Source organism: Clostridium sp. LIBA-8841 (genome assembly GCF_057782475.1).
This window is the reverse complement of the sequence record NZ_CM173488.1, coordinates 3,446,421-3,468,793: the sequence shown is the minus strand read 5'-3', so window position 1 is coordinate 3,468,793 and position 22,373 is coordinate 3,446,421. Positions and strand designations below refer to the sequence as shown.

Here is a 22,373-nt window from a genome sequence, read left to right as displayed (position 1 = left end):
CCCAAATATATTACTAAAAGGCCTATATTTCCTTAAGGAAATATAGGCAATCATAGAAAATGGCTTTGTTAAAACTTGAAAACTGAGTTAAAGTCCAAATTAAAAATTTGGAGAGCTAAATTTTACACTTTTTATAAAAGCGTAAAATTTAAGCGGGTTTTAGGTTTTTAATGCAAAGCCTTTTCTAAATTTATAAAGTATTTTTTATTAGGCTATGTTTAAAATAATGATTATTTTTTATTTAATTTTATTAGTTAGGTAAAATCAACATTTATTTGGTACATAGTTTTAAATTTATATATAAGTTTAAAATTTATAAAGATTATAGCAAAAAGGGTACTTTAGGTATTAAAATAAGGGGTGGCAATTTATGAAGTTTGGAAAAAAAGATTGGATTAGTTATGATAGAGGTATAGAAAAAGAATGGATGCTAACAAATGGCATAAGTGGATTTTGTGGAGGTACTGCTATTGGAGCAAACTGCAGAAAATATCATGGATTATTATTAGCATGTACTAATTCACCAGAGGAAAGATATATGATTCTTTCTAATTTAAATGAAGAAATAAATATTGGTGGAAAGGTTCACCAGTTGAGTTCTTGTAAATATACAGATAAAATAGTTGATGGCTTTAATAATTTACAAGGATTTTATTATGATGGATTACCTCATTTTAGATTTTTTGTAGATGGAGTAGTTGTGGATAAAAAAGTTGCTATGGAATATGGAAAGAATACTGTAGTAATAGAATATGACATATTAAATGAAAGTAAAGAATCAAAAATAAACATTGAACCACTAGTTACTTTTAGAAATCCAGGAGTATGTAGTGAACAAGAAAACTTAGAATTCAAAAAAACTGTGGATAAAGAAAAAATTGAACTTATTCCACAGCTAAAAGAGGACATAAACATAAGATTTTTAACTTATGGTGGAAAAATAATAGATAATTCAGGCAAAATTGTGGATAAAATTTATTATGATGTGGATAAAAGTACAGGTGATAAGTTTGTGGATAAATGTTACGTTCCAGGAACTGTTGAAATAAATTTAAAACCTAATGAAAGAAAAAAAGTTTATTTACTTTGTACTATAGAGAAAGAAAATGATTTTGATTGTGAAAAAATAATAAAAAATGAAGAAGAAAGAATAAGAAAACTTAGAAATACATTTGATGATTCAAGAGTTTTGGCTAAGTATCTTCCTATTGCAGCAGATCAATTTATAGTTAATAGAGAATCTATAAATGGAAAAACAATATTAGCAGGATATCCTTGGTTCTTAGATTGGGGAAGAGATGCTATGATTGCCATTAATGGTGTAACGCTATCAACTGGTAGATTAGATGATGCTAAAGATATTATAAGAAGTTTTAGTTTATACGAGAAAGATGGACTAATACCAAATATGTTCCCTGGAGAAGGAAAAGAACCACTTTATAATACTGTTGATGCTTCATTATGGTTTATAAATGCAGTTTATAATTATTTACTTTATAGCAATAACGATGAAGCAATAGAATTCGTTAAAAATGAAGTGTATGGAACAATAAAAAATATAATAAAGGCTTATAAAGAAGGAACTGAGTTCTCTATAAAAATGGATGAAGAGGATTCTTTAATAAATGCTGGTTCAGGTTTAGATCAAGTAACTTGGATGGATGTTAGAGTAAATGGAATAGTAGTTACTCCAAGACATGGTAAGCCAGTTGAAATAAATGCTTTATGGTATAATGCTTTAAAAATAGCAGCTTTATTAAAAGATAAGTTTGAAAAAGAAGAAAATAATGAATATGAAGAGTTAGCGAAAAAAGTTAAATCTTCATTTGAAAAAGCTTTTTGGAATGAAGATGGTAAGTATCTTTATGATGTTGTAAATGATGAAGAAAAAGATTCAAGCTTAAGACCTAACCAAATTTGGGCTGTATCATTACCATTTACAATGTTAGATAGAAAAAAAGAAAAGTATGTTGTACAAAAAGTCTTTGAAGAGTTATATACACCTTATGGTTTAAGAAGCTTAAGTAGAGATCATAAGGATTATCATGGAATTTATATAGGAAAGCTTTTTGATAGAGATATGGCTTATCATCAAGGAACAACATGGGGATTCCCACTAGGTGGATTTTTCACAGCCTATTGTAAGGTGAATGACTATTCTAAAGAAGCTGTTGAGTTAGTAGATTCTCTAATGAGGGATATGGAAGATCACATACAAGATCAATGTTTAGGAAGTATTGCTGAAATTTTTGATGGTGATAATCCATATAAAGCTAGAGGATGTTATGCCCAAGCTTGGAGTGTTGGTGAAATGCTTAGAGTTTATTATGAAGATATATTAGGAAATAAGAAAAAATTAGAAAAAGCCCACAAAGATATATTTATATAAATGTTTTGCTAGAGATTAATTTTATAATCTCTAGCTTTTTTGATTTTTTGTAATTATTAAGTTCTAACTTTTGGGATATAATTAAAGGAAGAACTTAACATAAAGGAGCGATAGGTGTGAGAACATCATTAAACATAGAAAATCAAATTAATATGATATCTGAAATGAGAGGAGACTCTGTATTTCAAGTTTTAGAATATGATAGTTTAAGAGGAGGAAACTCTTTAGATCTTGCGATCAAGTTAAACCAAATGAGAGAGGCTAATATAAAGCTTAGACAGGTAAGAATTATATTAGAAGACAGTTCTGTAAAGATAGAAAAAGGGGCTTTAAGTTATATGAGAGGCCCGATATCTATGAAAAATAAGATTGGTGGACCAATAGGGTTAGGTAAAAAGTTTTTTACTAGTAAAGTTACTGGAGAGAGTACTTTTAAGCCTAGATATGATGGAACAGGAGATATATTTTTAGAGCCTTCTTTTGGACATTATGCATTAATTGAATTAGAAGATGATGAGATAATAGTTGACGATGGATTGTTTTATGCTTGTGAAAGTAGTGTTGAAATAACAGCTCATATGAATAAGTCACTATCATCTATGGTTTTAGGAAATGAAGGTATATTTCAAACAAAACTTTCAGGAGAAGGAATAGTAGTTTTAGAAATACCAGTACCTGAAGAAGAAATATTTAAATGTAAGATAAATAATGATGTTTTAAAAGTTGATGGTAACTTTGCAGTTTTAAGAACTGGAGATATTGAATTTACAGTTGAGAAGTCATCTAAATCTTTAGTATCTACAGCTACTGGTGGGGAAGGTCTTTTAAATGTGTTTAGAGGAACAGGAGAGGTATGGTTAATACCAACTAAATCTGTTTATGAAAAGCTTGAGCATGGATGGGATTCACTAAGACCTTTAACAGACCCAAGTGGTAGTTCAAATACTGAAGTATAATTTACTTATAATATAAGTATTTAAATGACTATTACTAAAGAAATATATTCAAATTAAAATTCACTAAAGTTTAGATATATTAAACTAACTCTATTGCAAGTATTATTTTCTTTATTATAATAAAGAGATATAATTAATTTGTTAAAGAATTTAAAATATATTTGATTTTTATAGAGTTATATTAATATACAAGTAGTTAAAGGAGAAGATTATATGAATGGAGTGCAATCTAAACTAAAAAGTAAGGATTTAGATTTTTTATTTGAGGCTATATTAAAATTAGAGGATATAAATGAATGCTATAGCTTTTTCGAGGATATATGTACAATTTCAGAATTAAAAGCACTAGCTCAAAGATTGCATGTTGCAAGAATGCTTAGAGATAAGAAGACATACACTGAAATTGCCGATGAAACTAAGGCATCAACAGCAACTATAAGTAGAGTAAATAGATGTCTAAACTATGGAGCAGATGGGTACAATGCCATACTAGATAGGTTAGAAGAAAGTAAATAGGTGTAAAAATCACATTAGGAATAATGTAGTGAAGAAAAGACATACTAATATCAACTAAATATTTAAGGAGGTATATAGTATGCCAAATTTAAAATGTGGAGTAGATAACTGTACATATAATCAAAATGATATGTGTTCATTAAACACAATAAAAGTAAATGGTTCCTTTGCTAAGCAATCAGAAACAACTTGTTGTGGAAGCTTTGTTGAAAAAGGTGGATTTACTAATGCTGCTGTTGATGTTGGAGAAGCTGAACCAGCAACTAGTGTTGATTGTGAAGCAGAAAAATGTTGTCACAATAAAGATTGTAAATGCCATGCAGAAAGCATAGATATTTCTGGTGATTATGCACAAAATCAAGAAAGCACAAATTGTGCAACTTTTAAACCTGAATAATTAAGTTATATTAACTTTGCTAATTGAGAAAGAAGACTATATAAGTTAGTCTTCTTTTTATATAAAATAATTAAATTAATACGAAAAAAAGCAGACAAGCTATCTGATTACGATTTACATGTATACTATAATAAAAATATAAGCATAGAAAAGCCTAAAATATTTCTACATATTATTTATATATTTCTTTTATATAAATAATATACAAATAGAAAATCTAAAATATTTAGTAAGAGGTGTAAATTTTGAATATATTATTAGTTGATGATGAAGAAAAAATAGTAGAGGTCTTAGAAGCCTATTTAAAGAAAGAAGGATTTAATGTTTTTTCTTGTAGTAATGGAGAAGAGGCTTTAAAAATATTCGAAAATAATAATATAGATCTGATTCTTTTAGATCTTATGCTTCCAGATTTAAGTGGAGAGGAAGTTTGTAAAGTAATAAGAGAGAAGAGTTGTGTTCCAATAATAATGATAACTGCAAAGACTGAAGAAGAGGAGTTGTTAGAAGGTTTTGATATTGGAGCTGATGACTATGTTACTAAGCCTTTTAGTGTTAAACAATTAATAGCTAGAATAAAGGCCATTATTAGAAGAAGTATTAATTGTCCAAAAGAAGAAAGTGATAGTTTAATTTTTGATAATGGAGAATTAAAGATTAATGCAAATACAATGGAAGTTTGGGTAAGAGGAGAATTAATAACTCTTACATCCACAGAATTTAATATACTTCTTTGCTTAAGTAGATATCCAAAGAAGATATTTACTAGAGATGAAATACTTGAGTTAGTTTTAGGTGATAAAAGTGATAGTTTTGATAGAGTCATAGACTCTCATATAAAAAATTTAAGAGGTAAAATAGAAGAGAATACAAGAAAACCTAAGTTTATAGTAACTGTATATGGGGTGGGGTATAAGTTTGAAGGTAAGAAGATATAAGAGTTTAAACTTTAAGGTAATAGTTCCTTCTATAGCTATTATAATAATTGCTACATTGCTTACTGTATTTGTATCAAAGTTTTATTTTGATAAAAAATTTGGAGATTATGTTATGGTTAAAAATCAAAATACAGTACAAAATATTTTGATTGATTTAGGTGAGCAATATTCTAATGGTAAGTGGAATTATCAAAATTTAGAAAAGATAAGTTATGATGCCTTAAACAAAGGAATTATAGTTGCCTTATATGATAAGGAAGATCAAGAGGTAATTAATATAGAGAAAAACTCTAAAGAGAAATGTAATAAGGTTATGAATTTTATAAAAAGTTCTATGGAAGGGAAATATGGTTCTACTACAAGTCAATTTGAGCCAGTATATTATCCTTTAATCAAAAATGGAGAAAAAATAGGGGAAGTTAGAGTTAAATTTTATGGTCCTATTTTTTATATGGAGGATGAATTAGTGTTCTTGGATATGGTAAATAATATTATTTTAAGTATTGGAGCATTATTAATCTTGGCCTTTACTATAATAGGCTTTATAATTTCAAAATCTATAACAAAACCAATAAATAAGCTTATGATAAAAGCAAAATATATTTCAAATGGAGATTATGATAAAAAAATTGATATAAATACAGATATTTTAGAGATTAATGATTTAATAAATTCTATAAATAATCTTTCACAGAGCATAAAGGAACAGGAGAACATAAGAAAAAGGCTTACAGGAGATATTTCTCATGAATTAAAAACACCTTTAACAAATATACAATCACATTTAGAGGCTATGATAGATGGAATATGGGAACCTACAGAGAAAAGGCTTATGAGCGTCAAAGAGGAAGCAGAAAGACTAACTTCTTTAGTTAGTGATATGCAAAAGCTTAATAAATATGATGAGGCTTCTATGAAGATAAAAAAAGATCTTGTTAATATAAGTGATGTAATTTGTTTTGTAGTATTTCAATTTTCTAATTTAGCCAAGAGTAAAAAAATAAAAATTAAATACGAAAAAAATAATATTCAGATATATTGTGATAAAGATAAAATAACTCAAGCTTTAGTAAATATTCTTTCAAATGCCATTAGGTACTCTAATGAAGGAAGTACTATAGTTATAGAGGAGAAACTAAACGATGATAAGTTGAGTATATCTATAGAAGATGAAGGAATAGGTATTTCGAAAGAAGATTTACAATATGTATTTGAAAGGTTTTATAGAGCAGATAAATCAAGGACAAGAGCTACTGGGGGAACTGGTATAGGGTTAACCATAGTTAAGTCTATAGTATCTTCTCATGGTGGAGAAGTAAGAGTACAAAGTAAATTAGGAAAGGGAAGTAAATTTACAATAATACTTCCTAAATAAAGTTATAAAAGAAGCTTACTAACTAATACTTTGTTAGTAAGCTTTAAATTTTTTATTTTAAGTCATTTAATTCAGTTCTTATTTCATGCATTTCATTTTGAACTTCTTTGACTTTAGCCTTATTACTTTCAATTCTACCTTTAATATCCTCAACTATTTCTTGGTATTTTTCAATAGTTTCTAATGAGTTGTTTCCAGGTCTAACATTGAATAATCTGTTAGTGAAGTCAGAAAGTCTTTCTTCGTCTTGGCTAATATATTTCTTTAACTTTTTAACAAATTCATCTTTGTTTTTAAGTAATCCATTTAAGAAGTCTCTTTGTTTATTAGCTCTAGCAGCATTTATATTATCAAAATATTCTTGTCTAGCAGCATAGAATCCGTCTCTTATTTCTTTGAATTCATTTATAAGTTTTTCATTTTCTTCTTTTCCGCAGAATCCTATTTTAAAGAATTCATCACTTATTTCTTTTACTTTAGCTGAAGCTTCTTTCCAGCTATCATTTTCATATAATTTCTTTAACTCTTCTATAAGAGCTGTTCTCTTTTCGATATTAACTTTATTTTTAGCTTTTAAAGCATCGAAGAATTCTTGTCTCTTAGCAAAGAAAGCATCTTTAGCTTCTTTGTAACCTTGAGATATTTCTTCATTTCCTTCTTTTCCAGAGAAGCCTATTCCTTTAAATTCTTCACAAAGAGCATTAAACTTTTCAGTAGCTTCTTTCCAGTTTTCATTGTTAACTAAAGCCTTAAGCTCAGCAATGATTTCTCTTTTTCTTTCAGCTTTATTTACGAATTCTTCTTTTAAGCCTTCCATAGCAGCTTTTCTACTTTCTTGAGCGGCATTTCTAGCAGCTTTAAATCTATTGAATAATTCAGTATTTACTTCTTTGCCTGCAAAGCCTAAAGCATAGAATTCCTCAGATAAAGATTTAGATAGCATATCTCCAGCTTTTATATCATTTGTATAAACTAAAGCTTCAAGTCTTTTTATAACATCTTCTTTTTTGGCAGCATTTTCTTTGAAACCTTCGTTAGCTTTTTCAAAGAATGCTTTTCTAGCATTGTAAAACTCATTTTTAGCTTCTCTTAATTCACTTTTAAGAGTATTCTCAGCTTCTTGGTCATAGTAATAAATATTGTTAAACTCTTCTAAAAGAGAGTTGAATTCTTTATTAGCTTCTTTCCAATTTTGAGCGTTTTTTGCTAAGCTTTTAATTTTCTCAATTACCTCTTTTTTTCTTTTACAAGAATTTTCTTCTTCAGCAGCTAAAGCTTTTGCAAAATCTTCTGTTTCTATAGGATTTTTATTTTCATCTATGTAATTAGATTCATTAGTTGTCATGTTAATTATCCCCTTTCTTTTATATCACTCAATTAATATTTTAAGGCGTAATAGGAGTTATGTCCATAATTAAAATGTTTTCACGAATATTTATGTAAGATATATAGAAATATACTATTAATAGGTATTTTAATGAACATAAAACACAACACCTTTCTAATTTCAAGTATATGCTAATATGAAGGATATATTATATTAAAAGAAGTAAAATTCCTTAGAGATTTGTTAAAATAATATTAATGAAAAAGTGGTCTAAAAATAATATTTTAGTAATAAATAGGCTTTATTCCTATGATAATATAAAAAATGACTATGAAAAATAGAAAAAAATTTAAATTTCTATTAACTAATATTTGACAAAAAGTAGTACATACAGTATTCTTTGAAAGTGTAAAAAGTATTAATTAAGTAGCAAAAATAAAAGAATTTTAATTAAATATAATATAAATTTATTAGAGGGGTGACAGAAATTGTCAAGATTATTTGGAACAGATGGAGTTAGAGGAATAGCGAATACTGAATTAACAGCAGAATTAGCATATAATTTAGGAAGAGCAGGAGCTTATGTTTTAACAGAAGGAACTCATAAACCTAAAATATTAGTAGCAAAGGATACTAGAATATCTGGAGATATGTTAGAAGCGGCTTTAGTTGCTGGTATATTATCAGTTGGGGCAGAAGCTGTTTGTTTAGGAGTAGTTCCAACACCAGCAGTAGCTCATTTAACAAGAGAATATGGTGCTGATGCTGGGGTTATGATATCAGCTTCACACAATCCAGTTGAATATAATGGAATAAAATTCTTTGATGATAAAGGATATAAATTATCAGATGAATTAGAAGATGAAATACAAAGAGTTATAGAAAGTGGCTTTGAAAATGTTCCATCACCAACAGGAGCAGATTTAGGAAGAGAAATAATAGAGAAGGCTGCTTTAGAGGATTATATAAACTTTGCTAAAGATACAGTAGGAGTTTCTTTAGAAGGATTAAGAATAGCTTTAGATTGTGCTAATGGTGCATCTCATGAAGCTGCTGTTAGAGCTTTCAGAGAATTAGGAGCAGAAATATTTGTAATAAACGATAATCCAGATGGAACTAATATAAATGAAAATTGTGGATCAACTCATCCAGAAGAATTAATGGAGTACGTTGTTAAGAAGAAATGCCATATGGGATTTGCTTTTGATGGAGATGCAGATAGATGTTTAGCTGTTGATGAGCAAGGAAACTTAGTTGATGGAGACTTTATATTAACAATATGTGCTAAGTACTTAAAAGAATTAGGTAGATTAAAGGATGATACTTTAGTAGTAACAGTAATGAGTAACTTAGGTTTAATGATAGCATGTAAAAATGAATCAATAAACACAGCCGTTACAAAAGTTGGAGATAGATATGTATTAGAAGAAATGTTAGCTAAAGGATATTCTTTAGGTGGAGAGCAATCAGGACATATTATATTCTTAGAGCATAACACAACAGGAGATGGTCTTGTTACTGCACTTCAAGTAGCTAGTATAGTTAAGAGAACAGGAAAATCTTTATTTGAATTAAAGAATGTAATGAAGGTATTACCACAAGTTTTAGTTAATGCTAAAATACCAAATAACATGAAAAATATTCATGAAGAAGATGAAGAAATAATAGCTGAAATCAAGAGAATAGAAGTTGCTTTAGAAGGTTGCGGAAGAGTATTAATAAGACCTTCAGGTACAGAACCATTAGTAAGAGTTATGCTTGAAGGTGAAAATCAAGCTGAAATAGATGAAATGGCTCATAATTTAGCAAAAATGATAGAAGATAAATGTAATTAATATATAAGATAATATATTTTAAAGCTATAAATACATGAAGAGATATAGTAAAAACTTTTCATGATATTTATAGCTTTTTTTATAAATAATAGTAGAAGTTTTAATAGTTACTATTTTAAAAAATAAAAGTTATATTTTAAAAATTATTATGTGGATTAACTAGTGCTTTGAAATAAAATGAAAGAATTTTATTTAAGACTTTCTTTGGGGAACAGAATTTTAAATATTTAATTGGTGCTTTAAAGGTTATAGATGTCTATACAACTATACATTAATATATTAAAAAGAAGAAATATAGAGGTATAGACAGAAAAATAAAAATAATCTTAAAAAATAATCAAAAATAAAGAAAAATGGACAAAAATAAGTGAAAAAAGCTTGAAAAATTTTTTGAAAGTGCTAGAATAAGTTTGTAGATTTTTTAAAAGATGATGCATAGAATATATTAACTTTCAAGATAATAAATTAAAGCGCCAGGGCTTAAAGTTTTTATGGCCATAAGTTAATAAGTCGCCTGACCTTAAATGGAGGTAAGATTTATTAGTATTCATAAAACTTTAAGTTGACGAGGATGGGGAGTATCGAGATTTCGGCGGGTGCCCCACGGTAAGACACTACCGTAAAAGGTTAGTTAAAGCTTAGAAGTAATTTTAAGGACAAAGCTAACTAGGTGTTAAAACCTTCTATGCATTGAGAAGTTATATATAACTTATTTTGAAAGTTGAAATATAATTTGAAAAACGGAAGGAAGAAAATAATATGTGTGGAATAGTTGGATATGTAGGCCAGAAAAAGGCAACTAATGTATTAGTTGAAGGGTTATCAAAATTAGAGTATAGAGGATATGATTCAGCAGGAGTTGCTGTATTAGAAGACAATAAGATAAAAGCTGAGAAGCATAAAGGAAGATTAGCAAACTTAGAAGGAATGTTAGAAGAAAATCCAATAGAGGGTGGAATCGGAATAGGACATACTAGATGGGCTACACACGGTGAGCCATCAGATGTTAACTCACATCCTCATTTAAATAATAAAGGAACAATAGCTGTAGTTCACAATGGAATCATTGAAAACTATAATGAATTAAGAAACTGGTTAATGGAAAAAGGATATGAATTCCATTCAGAAACAGATACAGAGGTTATTCCAAATTTAGTAGATTTCTACTATAAAGGAGACTTATTAGATGCTGTTATGAAAGCTACTAAACACATGGAAGGTTCATATGCTATTGGAGTTATATGTAACGATGAACCAGAAAAATTAGTTGCTGTAAGAAAAGACAGTCCATTAATAGTTGGATTAGGAGAGAAAGAATATTTTATAGCTTCTGATATACCAGCAGTTTTAAATTATACAAGAGAAGTTTATCTTTTAGAAGATAAAGAGTTTGTTGTATTAACAAATGATGGAGTTGTTCTTTATGATGAAGAGAAAAATCCAATAGAAAAAGAAGTTTATCATATAACATGGAACGTTGATGCAGCTGAAAAAGGTGGATATGAAGATTTCATGTTAAAAGAAATTCATGAGCAACCAAAGGCTATAAAAGATACAATGACATCAAGAGTTATGGAAGGAAAAGAAGTAACTTTAGATGATATATCAATAACTAAAGAATATTTAGATAATGTTGATAGAGTATATATAGTTGCTTGTGGAACAGCTTACCATGCTGGAGTTATTGGAAAATACGCTATAGAAAAATTAGTTAGAATACCAGTTGAAGTTGATATAGCTTCAGAATTTAGATATAGAGATGCTGTTATTACAGATAGAACTTTAATAATAGTATTAAGTCAATCAGGAGAAACTGCAGATACATTAGCAGTTTTAAGAGATGGACAAGCGAAAGGTGCAAGAGTATTGGCTGTAACTAACGTTGTAGGAAGTTCAGTTTCAAGAGAAGCTAATGATGTATTATATACATGGGCTGGTCCTGAGATAGCTGTTGCGTCAACAAAAGCATATGTAACTCAATTAATTGCTATGTACACATTAGCATTACACTTCGCTGAGTTAAAAGGAAGCAAATCAGTAGAAGAAATTGAGGAAATCAAGAAAGCAATGCTTGAATTACCAGAAAAAGTTGAAGAAATTCTTGGAAATACAGATTTAATAAAAGAATTTGCAGTTAAAGCATCTACAGAAAAAGATTTATACTTCTTAGGAAGAGGTATGGATTATGGAGTTGCAATGGAAGGATCATTAAAACTTAAAGAGATTTCTTACATTCACTCAGAGGCTTATGCAGGTGGAGAACTTAAGCATGGTCCAATAGCTCTTATAGAAAAAGATGTACCAGTAGTATCATTATTAACTCAAAGAGAGCTTATGGATAAAATGATAAGTAATGTTCAAGAGGTTGTTACAAGAGGAGCTAATGTTTTAGGTGTTTGCTTTAAAGGTGATATGGAAGAAAGTAAGAGAAAAATGTTTGAAGGATTAATAGAAATTCCAGAAACATTAAGCTTATTATCACCAGTTTTAAGTGTTGTACCACTACAATTATTCTCATATTACGTGGCTAAAGCTAAAGGATTTGATGTTGATAAACCACGTAACTTAGCTAAATCAGTAACTGTTGAATAAAAAGGGGGATTTTGAATATGAATAATGAGAGTTTATTAAAATTATTAGAAGAGTACAAGGAAACTAAAAAATGTCTTGAACTAGGTTTAAACTGGTTACAAGATAAAGACTATGCTAAAGGTAAATTAGAAATAGTAAATGTAATAATAAAAGATTTAGAATCAGCAATTGGGGCACAAGGAATTTAATTATATAGCTTAAAATTTAATCTTATTTATATGTGTAGAGAGTGTTGGAATTTATAATATATAGGGTTTAAAAATTCTATAAGAGAGTAAATTCCACACTCTCTTTGTTTTTATATGAATAAATAAAAAAATTATGGGCTAGAATGCGCTGAATTAAGAAATATATTGAAAAATAATTTTGGTTGAAGTATAATACTTTCGCTAAAACCTTATAATGCTGAGGAATAAGCTAATATTAATTAATGAGGTATTTACAGTGGAAAAATTTCAAGAAAATAATATTTTAGAAGATAAAAAAGTCTGTATTCAAGAAAATGAAGAGGCTTGGAATAAAGAAACATATGATGCTTGGGTTAAAAGATTTGGGACAGCTGAAGAGGCGGCAGAGAAAATAAAAGCTATGCCTGAGAAAAAGTTAAATGTTTTATTAGATAAGTTTGGAGATGTTAAGGGCAAAAAAATATTTAATCTTATGGGATCTAACGGAAATAAAGCTGTTGCTTTAGCTTTATTAGGTGCAGATGTTACCGTAGTAGATTTTTCAGAGGGAAATAAAAGATATGCTTTAGACTTAGCAAAAGCTTGTGGAGTTGAGATTAAATACATATTAAGTGATGTTTTAAAGATGTCTAAAGAGATATTAAGTGGAGATTACGATATAGTATTTGCTGAAATGGGAATACTTCATTATTTTTCAGACTTAACTCCTTTTATGGAAGTTATATATAGCTTACTGAAAGAGGATGGAAAGGCTGTAATAAGAGATTTTCATCCAGTATCAACAAAGCTTATAACATCAAGAGGAAGCACTGCAAAAGTAAGAAAACATAAGGTTACAGGAGATTATTTTGATACTTCACTAGAAGAAAAAGAGGTTGCTTATTCAAAATACTTAGAAGAAGGTAAGGTTGAGAAAGTACTTCTTCGTAAATGGAATTTAGGTGAAATAGTTACAGCAATAGCTAGTTCAGGGTTAAAAATTGAAAGTTTAGAAGAAGAACCGAATTTATCAAGTGAAGTTTTTGATAAGGGAATTCCAAAGACATTTACAATAATAGCAAAAAAATAAAGTTTTTATATAGGTGTATAAATTGGCAAATTTAATTTGTAGGAATCAATTTATATACCTATTTTTTATTTATAGTATTTTTTTATTTATAGTATTTTTTTATTTATAGTATTAGTTTAAATTAAAAATATTTTAATTAATCTAGTGTGAGTAATGGTAAAATAGAAATTTTCTTTATAATTTATGTATGAACTATAATATTAATTTCTTTCATATAGTATTGCAATACAAAATATGGTAAAATTATTAAAAATCTATGAGGAGTGAGTTCAATGGATAAGGGAGAGTTAAGAAAAGAAATTAAGCTTAAAAGAGAAGTTTTAGATAAAAACATAAAGTTAATGGCTGATGAAAAGATAAGAAAATCACTTTTTGAAAGTGAAATTTATAAAAATAGTAAAGTTGTATTTATATATGTAAACATGGACTCTGAAATAAACACAATAGATATAATAAAGGAATTATTAGCTTCAGATAAAATTGTTGCAGTACCTAAAGTTATTCCAGTAAGCTTAAAGGAAAGACAAATGAAGGCTCTAAAAATAAATTCAATGCTTCAACTAAATGAAAGTGGTGCTTTTGGAATTTTAGAACCAAGTATTGAATGTGAGGATATTAGTGAAGATGTTGATTTAATTATAATACCAGGTCTAGCTTTTGATATGAACGGTAATAGATTAGGATATGGTGGGGGATTCTACGACAGATTTTTAAGTAAATATCCTAATAGTAAAAGAGTAGCTTTATGTTATGATTTTCAAATTTTTGATGAAATTCCACATGAATTCTTTGACGAGAAGGTTGATTTAATAATAAGTGAGGAAAAAATTATTAACTTAAAAAAAGTGAAATAATAAAAGAGTATTTTTGATAATTTAAATTTATTGATAATAATTTTTAGTTGTGCCAAAATTAAAGGAAATAGAATTGTGAGGTGGAAAATGTATGAAATTTGAAGAGTTTAAGTACGAAAGACCTAATATAGAAAAAGACAGAGAAAATATTAGAGTTTTCATAAAAGATTTAGAAAAAGCGAAAGACTTTGATGAAGCTAAGAAAGTCATAGGAGAAATAAATAAAATAAGAAACAATACAGCAACCATGATGGCTTTATCAGAAGTTAGACACACAATAAATACTGAGGATAAATTCTATAATGAAGAAAGTGATTTCTGGGATGAAAATTCTCCTCTTATAGAAGAAGTAAACAATGAGTTCTATAAAGCTTTAATTGATTCACCTTTTAAAGATGAAATAGGTGCTTATTATGGAGAAACTATAATAAAAGAAGCTGAGTATTCACAAAAGAGTTTTTCTAAAGAAGTAATAGAAGACATGCAACTTGAAAACAAATTAGGTAGTCAATATCAAAAGCTTATTGCTTCTGCAAAGATTGATTTTGATGGAGAAGAAAGAACATTAGCACAGCTAGCTCCTTTTGTGACATCATCAGATAGAGATGTTAGAAAAAGAGCTTCAGAGGCTAAATATAATTTCTTTGTTAAGCATGAAAATGAAATTGATGAAATCTTTGATAAGCTTGTAAAGATAAGAACCAGAATAGCTAAAAAGCTTGGTTATAACAATTTTGTTGAATTAGGTTATGTAAGAATGAGAAGATATGACTACAATAAAGAAATGGTTGAAAACTTTAGAAAGCAAGTTGAAGAATTTATAGTTCCTATAGATAGCAAATTATATAAGAGACAAGCTAAGAGATTAGGACTTGAATCATTAAAATATTATGATGAAAAATTTGAATTTTTAAGTGGAAATCCAACTCCAAAGGGAGATTCAAAGTGGATAGTTGAGAATGCAAAGGTGATGTATTCACAGCTTTCAAAAGAAACTAAGGAATTCTTTGATTTTATGGTTGAGAATAACTTAATGGATTTAGTAGCTAAGAAAGGGAAAGCAGCTGGTGGATATTGTACAAACTTCCCTAATTATAAAGCTCCATTTATATTCTCAAACTTTAATGGTACAGCAGGAGATGTAGATGTTTTAACTCATGAAGCAGGACATGCATTCCAAAACTTTAGAAGTTCTTGGATAGAAATGCAAGAATGTCAATGGCCAACTATGGAAAGTTGTGAAATTCATTCAATGAGTATGGAATTCTTTACTTGGCCTTGGATGTATTTATTCTTTAAAGAAGATACAGATAAATATAAGTTCTATCATTTAGGAGATGCAATTAAATTTATACCTTATGGGGTAACCGTAGATGAGTTCCAACACTTTGTATATGAAAATCCAGAGGCTACACCAAAAGAAAGAAAAGATGCATGGAGAATAATAGAGAAAAAATATCTTCCACATAAAAACTATGATGAGTGTGATTTCTTAGAAAGAGGTGGTTGGTGGTTCCAACAAAATCACATATTCCTATCACCATTCTATTATATTGATTATACATTAGCTCAAATATGCGCACTTCAATTCTGGAAAAAAGATAGAGAAAACCATGAAAGAGCGTGGGAAGATTATTTAAATCTTTGTAATATAGGTGGAACAAAAACATTCCTAGGATTATTAAAATACGCCAACTTAAAATCACCATTTGAAAACGGATGTGTCGAAAGTATAGTTGGAGTAGTAGATTCGTATCTAGAAGGCATAGATGATAGCAAATTCTAATATGTAATAAATCAAAAAAGAACTTGGAATAAATTATCCAAGTTCTTTTTGTTTAACTAAGTCTTTTATAGATTTGAAAGTTCTTAGTTTTCTTTGTTAGCTATTTCAAGAACTATTCTATTTACTAATTGATCTAAAGGCATAGCACCTTCTTCACCATTCTTTCTGCTTCTTACAGAAACTTCTCTGTTTTCAGCTTCTTTTTCTCCAACTACTAAGATATAAGGAGATCTCTCTAATCTAGCTTCTCTTATTTTGTATCCTATTTTTTCAGCTCTGTGGTCAGCTTCAACTCTAACGCCTCTTCTTCTTAATTCTTCAACAACTTCATTTGCATAATCAGCATATTTGTCTGAAAGAGGAAGAACTTTAGCTTGAACTGGAGCTATCCAAGTTGGAAGAGCACCTGCATATTTTTCTATAAGCATTGCTAGTGTTCTTTCATAACATCCGATTGAACTTCTGTGAATGATGTAAGGACGTTTCTTTTCTCCATCTTTATCGATGTAGTACATTCCGAATCTTTCAGCTAAAGCAAAGTCTATTTGGATAGTGATGATTGTATCTTCTTTTCCATGAACGTTCTTGAATTGAATATCAAGTTTTGGACCATAGAAAGCAGCTTCATCATCAGCTTCTGTGAAATCTATATTTAAGTGATTTAATATTTCTCTCATTATATTTTGAGTATTTTCCCAAGCTTCAGGATCATTGATGTACTTATCAGTATTGTTTGGATCCCATTTTGAGAATCTGTAAGTAATATCATCAGCTATTCCTAAAGTAGTCATAACATACTTAACTAAGTCAACAGTGTTTTTGAATTCATCTTCTAATTGCTCTGGAGTACATACTATATGTCCATCAGCAAGAGTGAATTGTCTTACTCTTATAAGACCATGCATTTCTCCTGAAGCTTCGTTTCTGAATAGAGTAGAAGTTTCAGCAAATCTTACAGGTAAGTCTCTGTAACTGTGTTGAGTAGCATTGTATATTGCATATTGGAATGGGCAAGTCATTGGTCTTAAAGCAAATACTTCGTTATCTACTTCTTCATCACCTAAAACAAACATTCCATCTTTATAGTGATCCCAGTGTCCTGATATTTTGTAAAGATCACTTTTAGCCATTAAAGGAGTTTTAGTTAAAACATATCCTCTTCTTTGCTCTTCATCTTCAATCCATCTTTGAAGAGTTTGAATGATTCTAGCACCTTTTGGCATTAATAGTGGAAGACCTTGACCTACATTTTCATCAGTAGTGAATATTCCAAGTTCTCTTCCTAATTTGTTATGGTCTCTTTTTTTAGCTTCTTCTAAAGCTTCTAAATAAGCATCTAATTCAGCTTTTTTAGGGAAAGCAGTACCATATACTCTTGAAAGCATTTTATTACTTTCGTCACCTCTCCAGTAAGCACCTGTAGATCTTAATAATTTAACAGCCTTCATTGGCTTAATGCTCATTAAGTGAGGACCAGCACATAAATCAACGAAATCACCTATTTGATAGAATGAGATTATTTCATCTTCTGGTAATTCATTTATAAGTTCAACTTTGTAAGGTTCATCCTTCATAAGTTCTAAAGCTTCATTTCTTGGAAGCTCAAATCTTTTTATTTCAGGATTTTCTTTTATTATTTTTTTCATTTCATCTTCTAATTTGTTTAATTCATCAGCTGTGAATGGTTTCTCAGTGTCAAAATCGTAATAGAATCCATTATCTATTGATGGTCCTATAGCTAATTTGTCTTGAGGGAATAATCTTTTAACTGCAGCAGCTAGTATATGAGAAGCTGTATGGTTAAAAGCGTGTTGTCCTTCTTTAGAATCGAAAGTACAGATTTCTAAGTTGGAATCCTCATTAACTATGAATCTTAAATCCTCAACTTTTCCATTTACTATACCGCAACATGCGTTTCTAGCTAAACCTTGGCTTATGCCTTGAGCTATTTCAAAAACTGATAGTCCAGCTTCAACTTCTTTTATTGAACCATCTTTAAGTGTAATTTTTATCATATCAATTTCTCCTTTCAAAATTATGTTTTTCATATAGTTATTTATCATTCATATAAAATAAAAAACTCTCGTCTCTTTTCTATATAGAAAAGGGACGAGAGTGTATATTCCCGTGGTTCCACCCAAATTGTACTTTAGTAATATTAAATAAAGTACCACTTAAATTAATCGTAACGTGATTATAACGGACTGGATTAGAGTCACTCAGAGGTAGTCTTCAACTAATTCCATTTAAAAGTACTTGCAGCTAATGTACTTTCTCTCTGAAAATGTACCAAAGTTTACTCGTCTCTTCATTGTGTTAATAGATTTATAATATTTACTTTAGATTATAAGTTTATTGGTTTTGTATGTCAATGGATAAAATAATAAAATAAAACTTAATTAAAAATTCTTAGAGTTTGTAAAATATAAGAACAACTTAGTATCTCAATATTATATAATCAAAGTTATACAATTGATACATTTAAATTAAAGTTTTTAGAGAATAATTTACAAAAAAAACTTGAAATAGAGTTTGAAAAATATTATAATTAAAACATAGTTTTGCAGGTGTGGCGGAATTGGCAGACGCACTAGACTTAGGATCTAGCGCCTACGGCGTGGGGGTTCGACTCCCTTCACCTGCACCACTAAGCGGGTGTAGTTCAATGGTAGAACACCAGCCTTCCAAGCTGGATACCCGGGTTCGATTCCCGGTACCCGCTCCAATTAAATATGCGGGAGTGACTCAATGGTAGAGTGTCACCTTGCCAAGGTGAAAGTTGCGAGTTCGAGTCTCGTCTTCCGCTCCATATAAAGCAACTGATATTTCAGTTGCTTTTTTCGTTTAATATAATAAATTAAAAGACTTTTATTCCAAATTTGGAATAAAAGTCTTTTTTTATACAGGAAATATTTTGAGTATAAGTAATTTGTTAAAATAAATCCTGATAAAAAGGTAACCTAAACTTTCTAGTATATTAGTCTTTTCTTAAGAATAAGGATATAAGAGGATATACAACTAATTAAATTTTTGTTTGGGAGAGAAATCTATGAAGAAAAAAGCCATAAGTTTATTATTAGCTACATGTATTGGAGGAACATGCATATTTTCAAATTATGTATCTGTGCTTGCAAATGAAAATAAAGATAACATAATTGAAGAGTTTGAAACTAAAGAACCTAAATTAGACTATGAATTAAATAAGAGCTTCAATGGTATTAATGACTATGTAGATATTACAGAAGACTTAGGGAAGATTGAAAATTTAACAGAGGGAACTATAGCTATTAAGTTTAAGGCAAATAATATTAATACATGGCAAACACTATTTTCTATGAGTGATAAAAATGATTCTAATAGTAGATTATTTGTTGGTATAACTAATACAGGTCGAATTCGATATGAAGTCAGAGAAAATGGACAATTAAAGCTAGGGTTTGAGTGGCCACATAGAAATTATAATGATGGAAAGTGGCATGGACTTGTTGTGAATATAGGGGGAGAGAATGGAGCAGAGTTATATGTAGACGGAAGTAAGTTATATTCTACTGGTAATAATATTAACATGAGCTTTTTTAATGGAGTAAATACGCCAAATAATTTAAATATAGGTAGAATATTAACCAGTGAAAATCAGAATGGACAATGGTATTTAAATGGAGAGATATCAAATATAAAAGTTTTTGATACGGCATTAAGTTCCAGTGAGTGTTTAGCTTTAAGTGAAGTAAATGAAGAATCTAACCCGGAACCAGAGGGAGAAAAGGAAGAGTTAATTAAAATGCTAAAAGGAGATAAGGATTTAAACGTAGTATTTACTGGAGATAGTATAACTCATGGCCCATTGCATACAAAAGGATACAGAAGTTACTCAGAACATTTTAGTGAAAGATTAAAAGGAGAAAGTATAAATAGAGTTACTAAAGAGGATAGTATGGTTTTTAATACTGGGGTTTCTAGTGCCACCACTAGAAATATAATAAACGGATTCGATACTTGGGTTAGTTTATATAATCCAGATATAGTCTTTATAATGATTGGTATGAATGATTCATCTAATCAAATGGTTCCTTTAGATGAATATAAAAGAAATGTAAGAGAGCTTGTTGATAGAGTAAGAGAAGGAGGAGCTATACCAGTTCTTCAGACAAGTAACACAATAAGAATGTCTTCTAATAGAGAGAGTCTTCCACTTTATATGGATGCTGTTAGAGAGATTTCAAGAGATAAAAATGTTACCTTAATAGATCATTATAAACATTGGGAAGATTTAGAGAAAGAAAATCCTAATATTAAAAATGAATTTTTGAATGATTCAATTCATCCAAATGAAAAAGGACATTTAGAAATGGTTAAGCTTATTTTTAAGGAACTAGAAATTTTTGAGGATGATAGTTATACCTGTAATTTAAATTATCCAATAAAAATAGAAAATGATTTTGGAAGGAGTGTAGATACAACATATTACCCTAAATATGAAGGCATAGAAGGAAAAGAAAGTTTAATCAATTATAATCTAGATAAGAAATTTAATGATGATTTTATAGACAAGTCAGAAGATTTGAATAAGGTCAGTAATTTAGGAAAAGGAACTATAGTCTCTAGGTTTAAAGTTGAGAATAATAGAAATGCTCAAACTATTTTAAGTCTTTCTGATTCTAGAGATGATGCTAGTAATGTTACTTTAGCTATAAATAATGGAAGTATTCACTTTTCAGCAAGAGAAAATGGGGTTTTCAAAAGTAATATAACTACCTCAAGAGGAGGTTATAATGATGGAATGTGGCATACAGTTGCAGTAGATGTAAGTGAAAGTGGAACTAAAATATATGTTGATGGAGAAATGATTCACAGTGATTCAAATAAAGGATTTTTTAATACTGTAACAGAAGCAAATACCTTAAATGTAGGAAGAAATTTAGATTATAAAACTTCTGGTGAATGGTTCTATTATGGGGATATATCTTATATAGATGTATATGATAATAATTTGTCTGAAGAGGAATTGATTAAATCAACTAAGGAGAATTTAAATGAAAACTTAGTTGATATTATAAAGATAATAAATGAAAATGAAAAAGTCTCTTGGGTATTTTTGGGTGATGATGATACTACTGGAAAAGGAGATACTTTTGGTTACAAGAATTATGTAGAGTATTTGGAAGAAAGAGTACGTTGGGAGTTAAATGGTGGAAGTATGGCTAAAAGAGAAAAGTTTATGGTGAACTCCGCTGTAGAAGATGCTAATTCTGAATATTTATTAAGTAATTTTGATAATTTAGCCACTAAATATAATCCTAAAGCTACTTTTATTATGATTGGAGGCAATGAAAACATTACTCCTGAAGAATTTAAAGCCAATTTAATTTCAATAGTTAATAGAACTGAGGAAATAGGAGCCGTACCAGTTTTACAAACACCAATTAAGAATGAAAAGAATATAGAGGATTATGTGCAAGTTATAAGGGAAGTAGCTAAAGAGGAAGAAGTATTATTAATAGATCACTATGAGTATTGGAGAAAATTAAATGAAAATCAAGAATGGCTTGGAGAATCTTGGCTCTTAGAGGGGAATCCAAATCATAGGGGACATCTAGAAATTGCTAAGAAAATTTTAAAGGATTTAAGAATATATAATTATAATAGTTTAACTTGTAGTTTTTCATTAGATACACCAGGTGATGCTATATTTGAAGAAGTTAGAGAACAGTTAGATTCTATTATAAATGAATATAAAATATTAAGTGATAATGTCAAAGAAGGATATGAAGTTGGAGAGTATATCTACGGTGCTAAAAGACTTTTAAATGATGCTTTAATTAAGGCAGAAGAATGTTTAAATACAGGTGCTGTAGGAAAAATGAAAGAAAATATAGGAGCTCTTCAAGATGCTAAAGTTATATTTGATTCATTAGAGATAAATGAATTAACGGGAGATTTAAATGATGATGGTTTCTTAAATATAGGTGATTTATCATTAGTCTCAATGAATTTTGGAAAAAATTCAAACTCTGAAGGATGGAGTGAAATAGAAATTTATGATTTAAATAAAGATAAGGTTATAGATAAATTCGAAATAGAGTTTATTTCTTTAAGAATATTAAATAATTAGAGAAATAAAAAAATAAGGCTGTATCAAAACCTAAAATTA

15 protein-coding genes, 3 tRNA genes and 1 other annotated feature are annotated in these 22,373 nt (G+C 29.0%); of the genes, 16 read left to right on the top strand and 2 right to left on the bottom strand.

Features of this window, described 5'->3' with window-relative positions:
- The first annotated feature begins 370 nt into the window (after positions 1 to 370).
- The 6 genes from AC2A4K_RS15385 to AC2A4K_RS15360 all read left to right on the top strand — a co-directional run bounded on the left by AC2A4K_RS15385 (position 371) and on the right by AC2A4K_RS15360 (position 6,571).
- Positions 371 to 2,389 (top strand): amylo-alpha-1,6-glucosidase, encoded by a 2,019-nt coding sequence (locus tag AC2A4K_RS15385; protein WP_322505043.1) that lies wholly within the window; start codon positions 371 to 373, stop codon positions 2,387 to 2,389.
- 116 nt (positions 2,390 to 2,505) lie between these two features.
- Complete coding sequence (locus AC2A4K_RS15380) at positions 2,506 to 3,345, top strand: AIM24 family protein (RefSeq protein ID WP_322505044.1); 840 nt, start codon at positions 2,506 to 2,508, stop codon at positions 3,343 to 3,345.
- A 213-nt stretch (positions 3,346 to 3,558) separates the two neighbouring features.
- Complete coding sequence (locus AC2A4K_RS15375; protein ID WP_322505045.1) at positions 3,559 to 3,861, top strand: YerC/YecD family TrpR-related protein; 303 nt, start codon at positions 3,559 to 3,561, stop codon at positions 3,859 to 3,861.
- 79 nt (positions 3,862 to 3,940) lie between these two features.
- The gene (locus AC2A4K_RS15370; protein ID WP_322505046.1) at positions 3,941 to 4,258 is read left to right on the top strand and encodes a DUF1540 domain-containing protein; all 318 of its coding nucleotides are present in this window, start codon (positions 3,941 to 3,943) and stop codon (positions 4,256 to 4,258) included.
- 245 nt (positions 4,259 to 4,503) lie between these two features.
- The gene (locus tag AC2A4K_RS15365; RefSeq protein WP_322505047.1) at positions 4,504 to 5,196 is read left to right on the top strand and encodes a response regulator transcription factor; all 693 of its coding nucleotides are present in this window, start codon (positions 4,504 to 4,506) and stop codon (positions 5,194 to 5,196) included.
- Entirely contained in the window at positions 5,177 to 6,571 is a 1,395-nt protein-coding gene (locus tag AC2A4K_RS15360) for a sensor histidine kinase (RefSeq protein WP_322505048.1), read from the top strand. Before AC2A4K_RS15365 ends, AC2A4K_RS15360 begins: the two co-directional genes overlap by 20 nt.
- 52 nt (positions 6,572 to 6,623) lie before the next feature.
- Here the strand turns inward: AC2A4K_RS15360 and AC2A4K_RS15355 are convergent, their stop codons facing one another.
- Complete coding sequence (locus AC2A4K_RS15355) at positions 6,624 to 7,916, bottom strand: DUF349 domain-containing protein (protein ID WP_322505049.1); 1,293 nt, start codon at positions 7,914 to 7,916, stop codon at positions 6,624 to 6,626.
- A 470-nt stretch (positions 7,917 to 8,386) separates the two neighbouring features.
- Between AC2A4K_RS15355 and glmM the strand changes: the two genes are divergently transcribed.
- From glmM to AC2A4K_RS15325, 6 genes are all read left to right on the top strand, one after another.
- Positions 8,387 to 9,733 (top strand): phosphoglucosamine mutase, encoded by a 1,347-nt coding sequence (glmM, locus tag AC2A4K_RS15350; protein ID WP_322505050.1) that lies wholly within the window; start codon positions 8,387 to 8,389, stop codon positions 9,731 to 9,733.
- Between the two features lie 759 nt (positions 9,734 to 10,492).
- The gene (gene glmS / locus AC2A4K_RS15345) at positions 10,493 to 12,325 is read left to right on the top strand and encodes a glutamine--fructose-6-phosphate transaminase (isomerizing) (RefSeq protein ID WP_322505051.1); all 1,833 of its coding nucleotides are present in this window, start codon (positions 10,493 to 10,495) and stop codon (positions 12,323 to 12,325) included.
- Positions 12,326 to 12,342: 17 nt separating this feature from the next.
- Positions 12,343 to 12,513 (top strand): hypothetical protein, encoded by a 171-nt coding sequence (locus AC2A4K_RS15340; protein WP_322505052.1) that lies wholly within the window; start codon positions 12,343 to 12,345, stop codon positions 12,511 to 12,513.
- Between the two features lie 256 nt (positions 12,514 to 12,769).
- The gene (locus AC2A4K_RS15335) at positions 12,770 to 13,582 is read left to right on the top strand and encodes a class I SAM-dependent methyltransferase (protein ID WP_322505053.1); all 813 of its coding nucleotides are present in this window, start codon (positions 12,770 to 12,772) and stop codon (positions 13,580 to 13,582) included.
- A gap of 272 nt (positions 13,583 to 13,854) precedes the next feature.
- Positions 13,855 to 14,436, top strand: coding sequence for a 5-formyltetrahydrofolate cyclo-ligase (locus tag AC2A4K_RS15330; RefSeq protein ID WP_322505054.1), 582 nt, complete (start codon positions 13,855 to 13,857; stop codon positions 14,434 to 14,436).
- A 91-nt stretch (positions 14,437 to 14,527) separates the two neighbouring features.
- The gene (locus AC2A4K_RS15325) at positions 14,528 to 16,222 is read left to right on the top strand and encodes a M3 family oligoendopeptidase (protein ID WP_322505055.1); all 1,695 of its coding nucleotides are present in this window, start codon (positions 14,528 to 14,530) and stop codon (positions 16,220 to 16,222) included.
- 83 nt (positions 16,223 to 16,305) lie between these two features.
- On the opposite strand, the gene thrS is transcribed toward AC2A4K_RS15325, so the two are convergent.
- The gene (gene thrS / locus AC2A4K_RS15320; protein ID WP_322505056.1) at positions 16,306 to 18,237 is read right to left on the bottom strand and encodes a threonine--tRNA ligase; all 1,932 of its coding nucleotides are present in this window, start codon (positions 18,235 to 18,237) and stop codon (positions 16,306 to 16,308) included.
- Between the two features lie 87 nt (positions 18,238 to 18,324).
- Positions 18,325 to 18,543, bottom strand: a binding site (T-box leader).
- 242 nt (positions 18,544 to 18,785) lie between these two features.
- On the opposite strand from thrS, the gene AC2A4K_RS15315 reads away from it, so the two are divergent.
- From AC2A4K_RS15315 to AC2A4K_RS15300, 4 genes are all read left to right on the top strand, one after another.
- Positions 18,786 to 18,869 (top strand) — tRNA-Leu (locus AC2A4K_RS15315).
- A gap of 4 nt (positions 18,870 to 18,873) precedes the next feature.
- Positions 18,874 to 18,947 (top strand) — tRNA-Gly (locus AC2A4K_RS15310).
- 9 nt (positions 18,948 to 18,956) lie between these two features.
- Positions 18,957 to 19,031, top strand: a tRNA-Gly gene (locus AC2A4K_RS15305).
- A gap of 240 nt (positions 19,032 to 19,271) precedes the next feature.
- Positions 19,272 to 22,334, top strand: a complete 3,063-nt coding sequence (locus AC2A4K_RS15300; protein WP_322505057.1) for a GDSL-type esterase/lipase family protein — start codon at positions 19,272 to 19,274, stop codon at positions 22,332 to 22,334.
- The last annotated feature ends 39 nt before the right edge of the window (positions 22,335 to 22,373 follow it).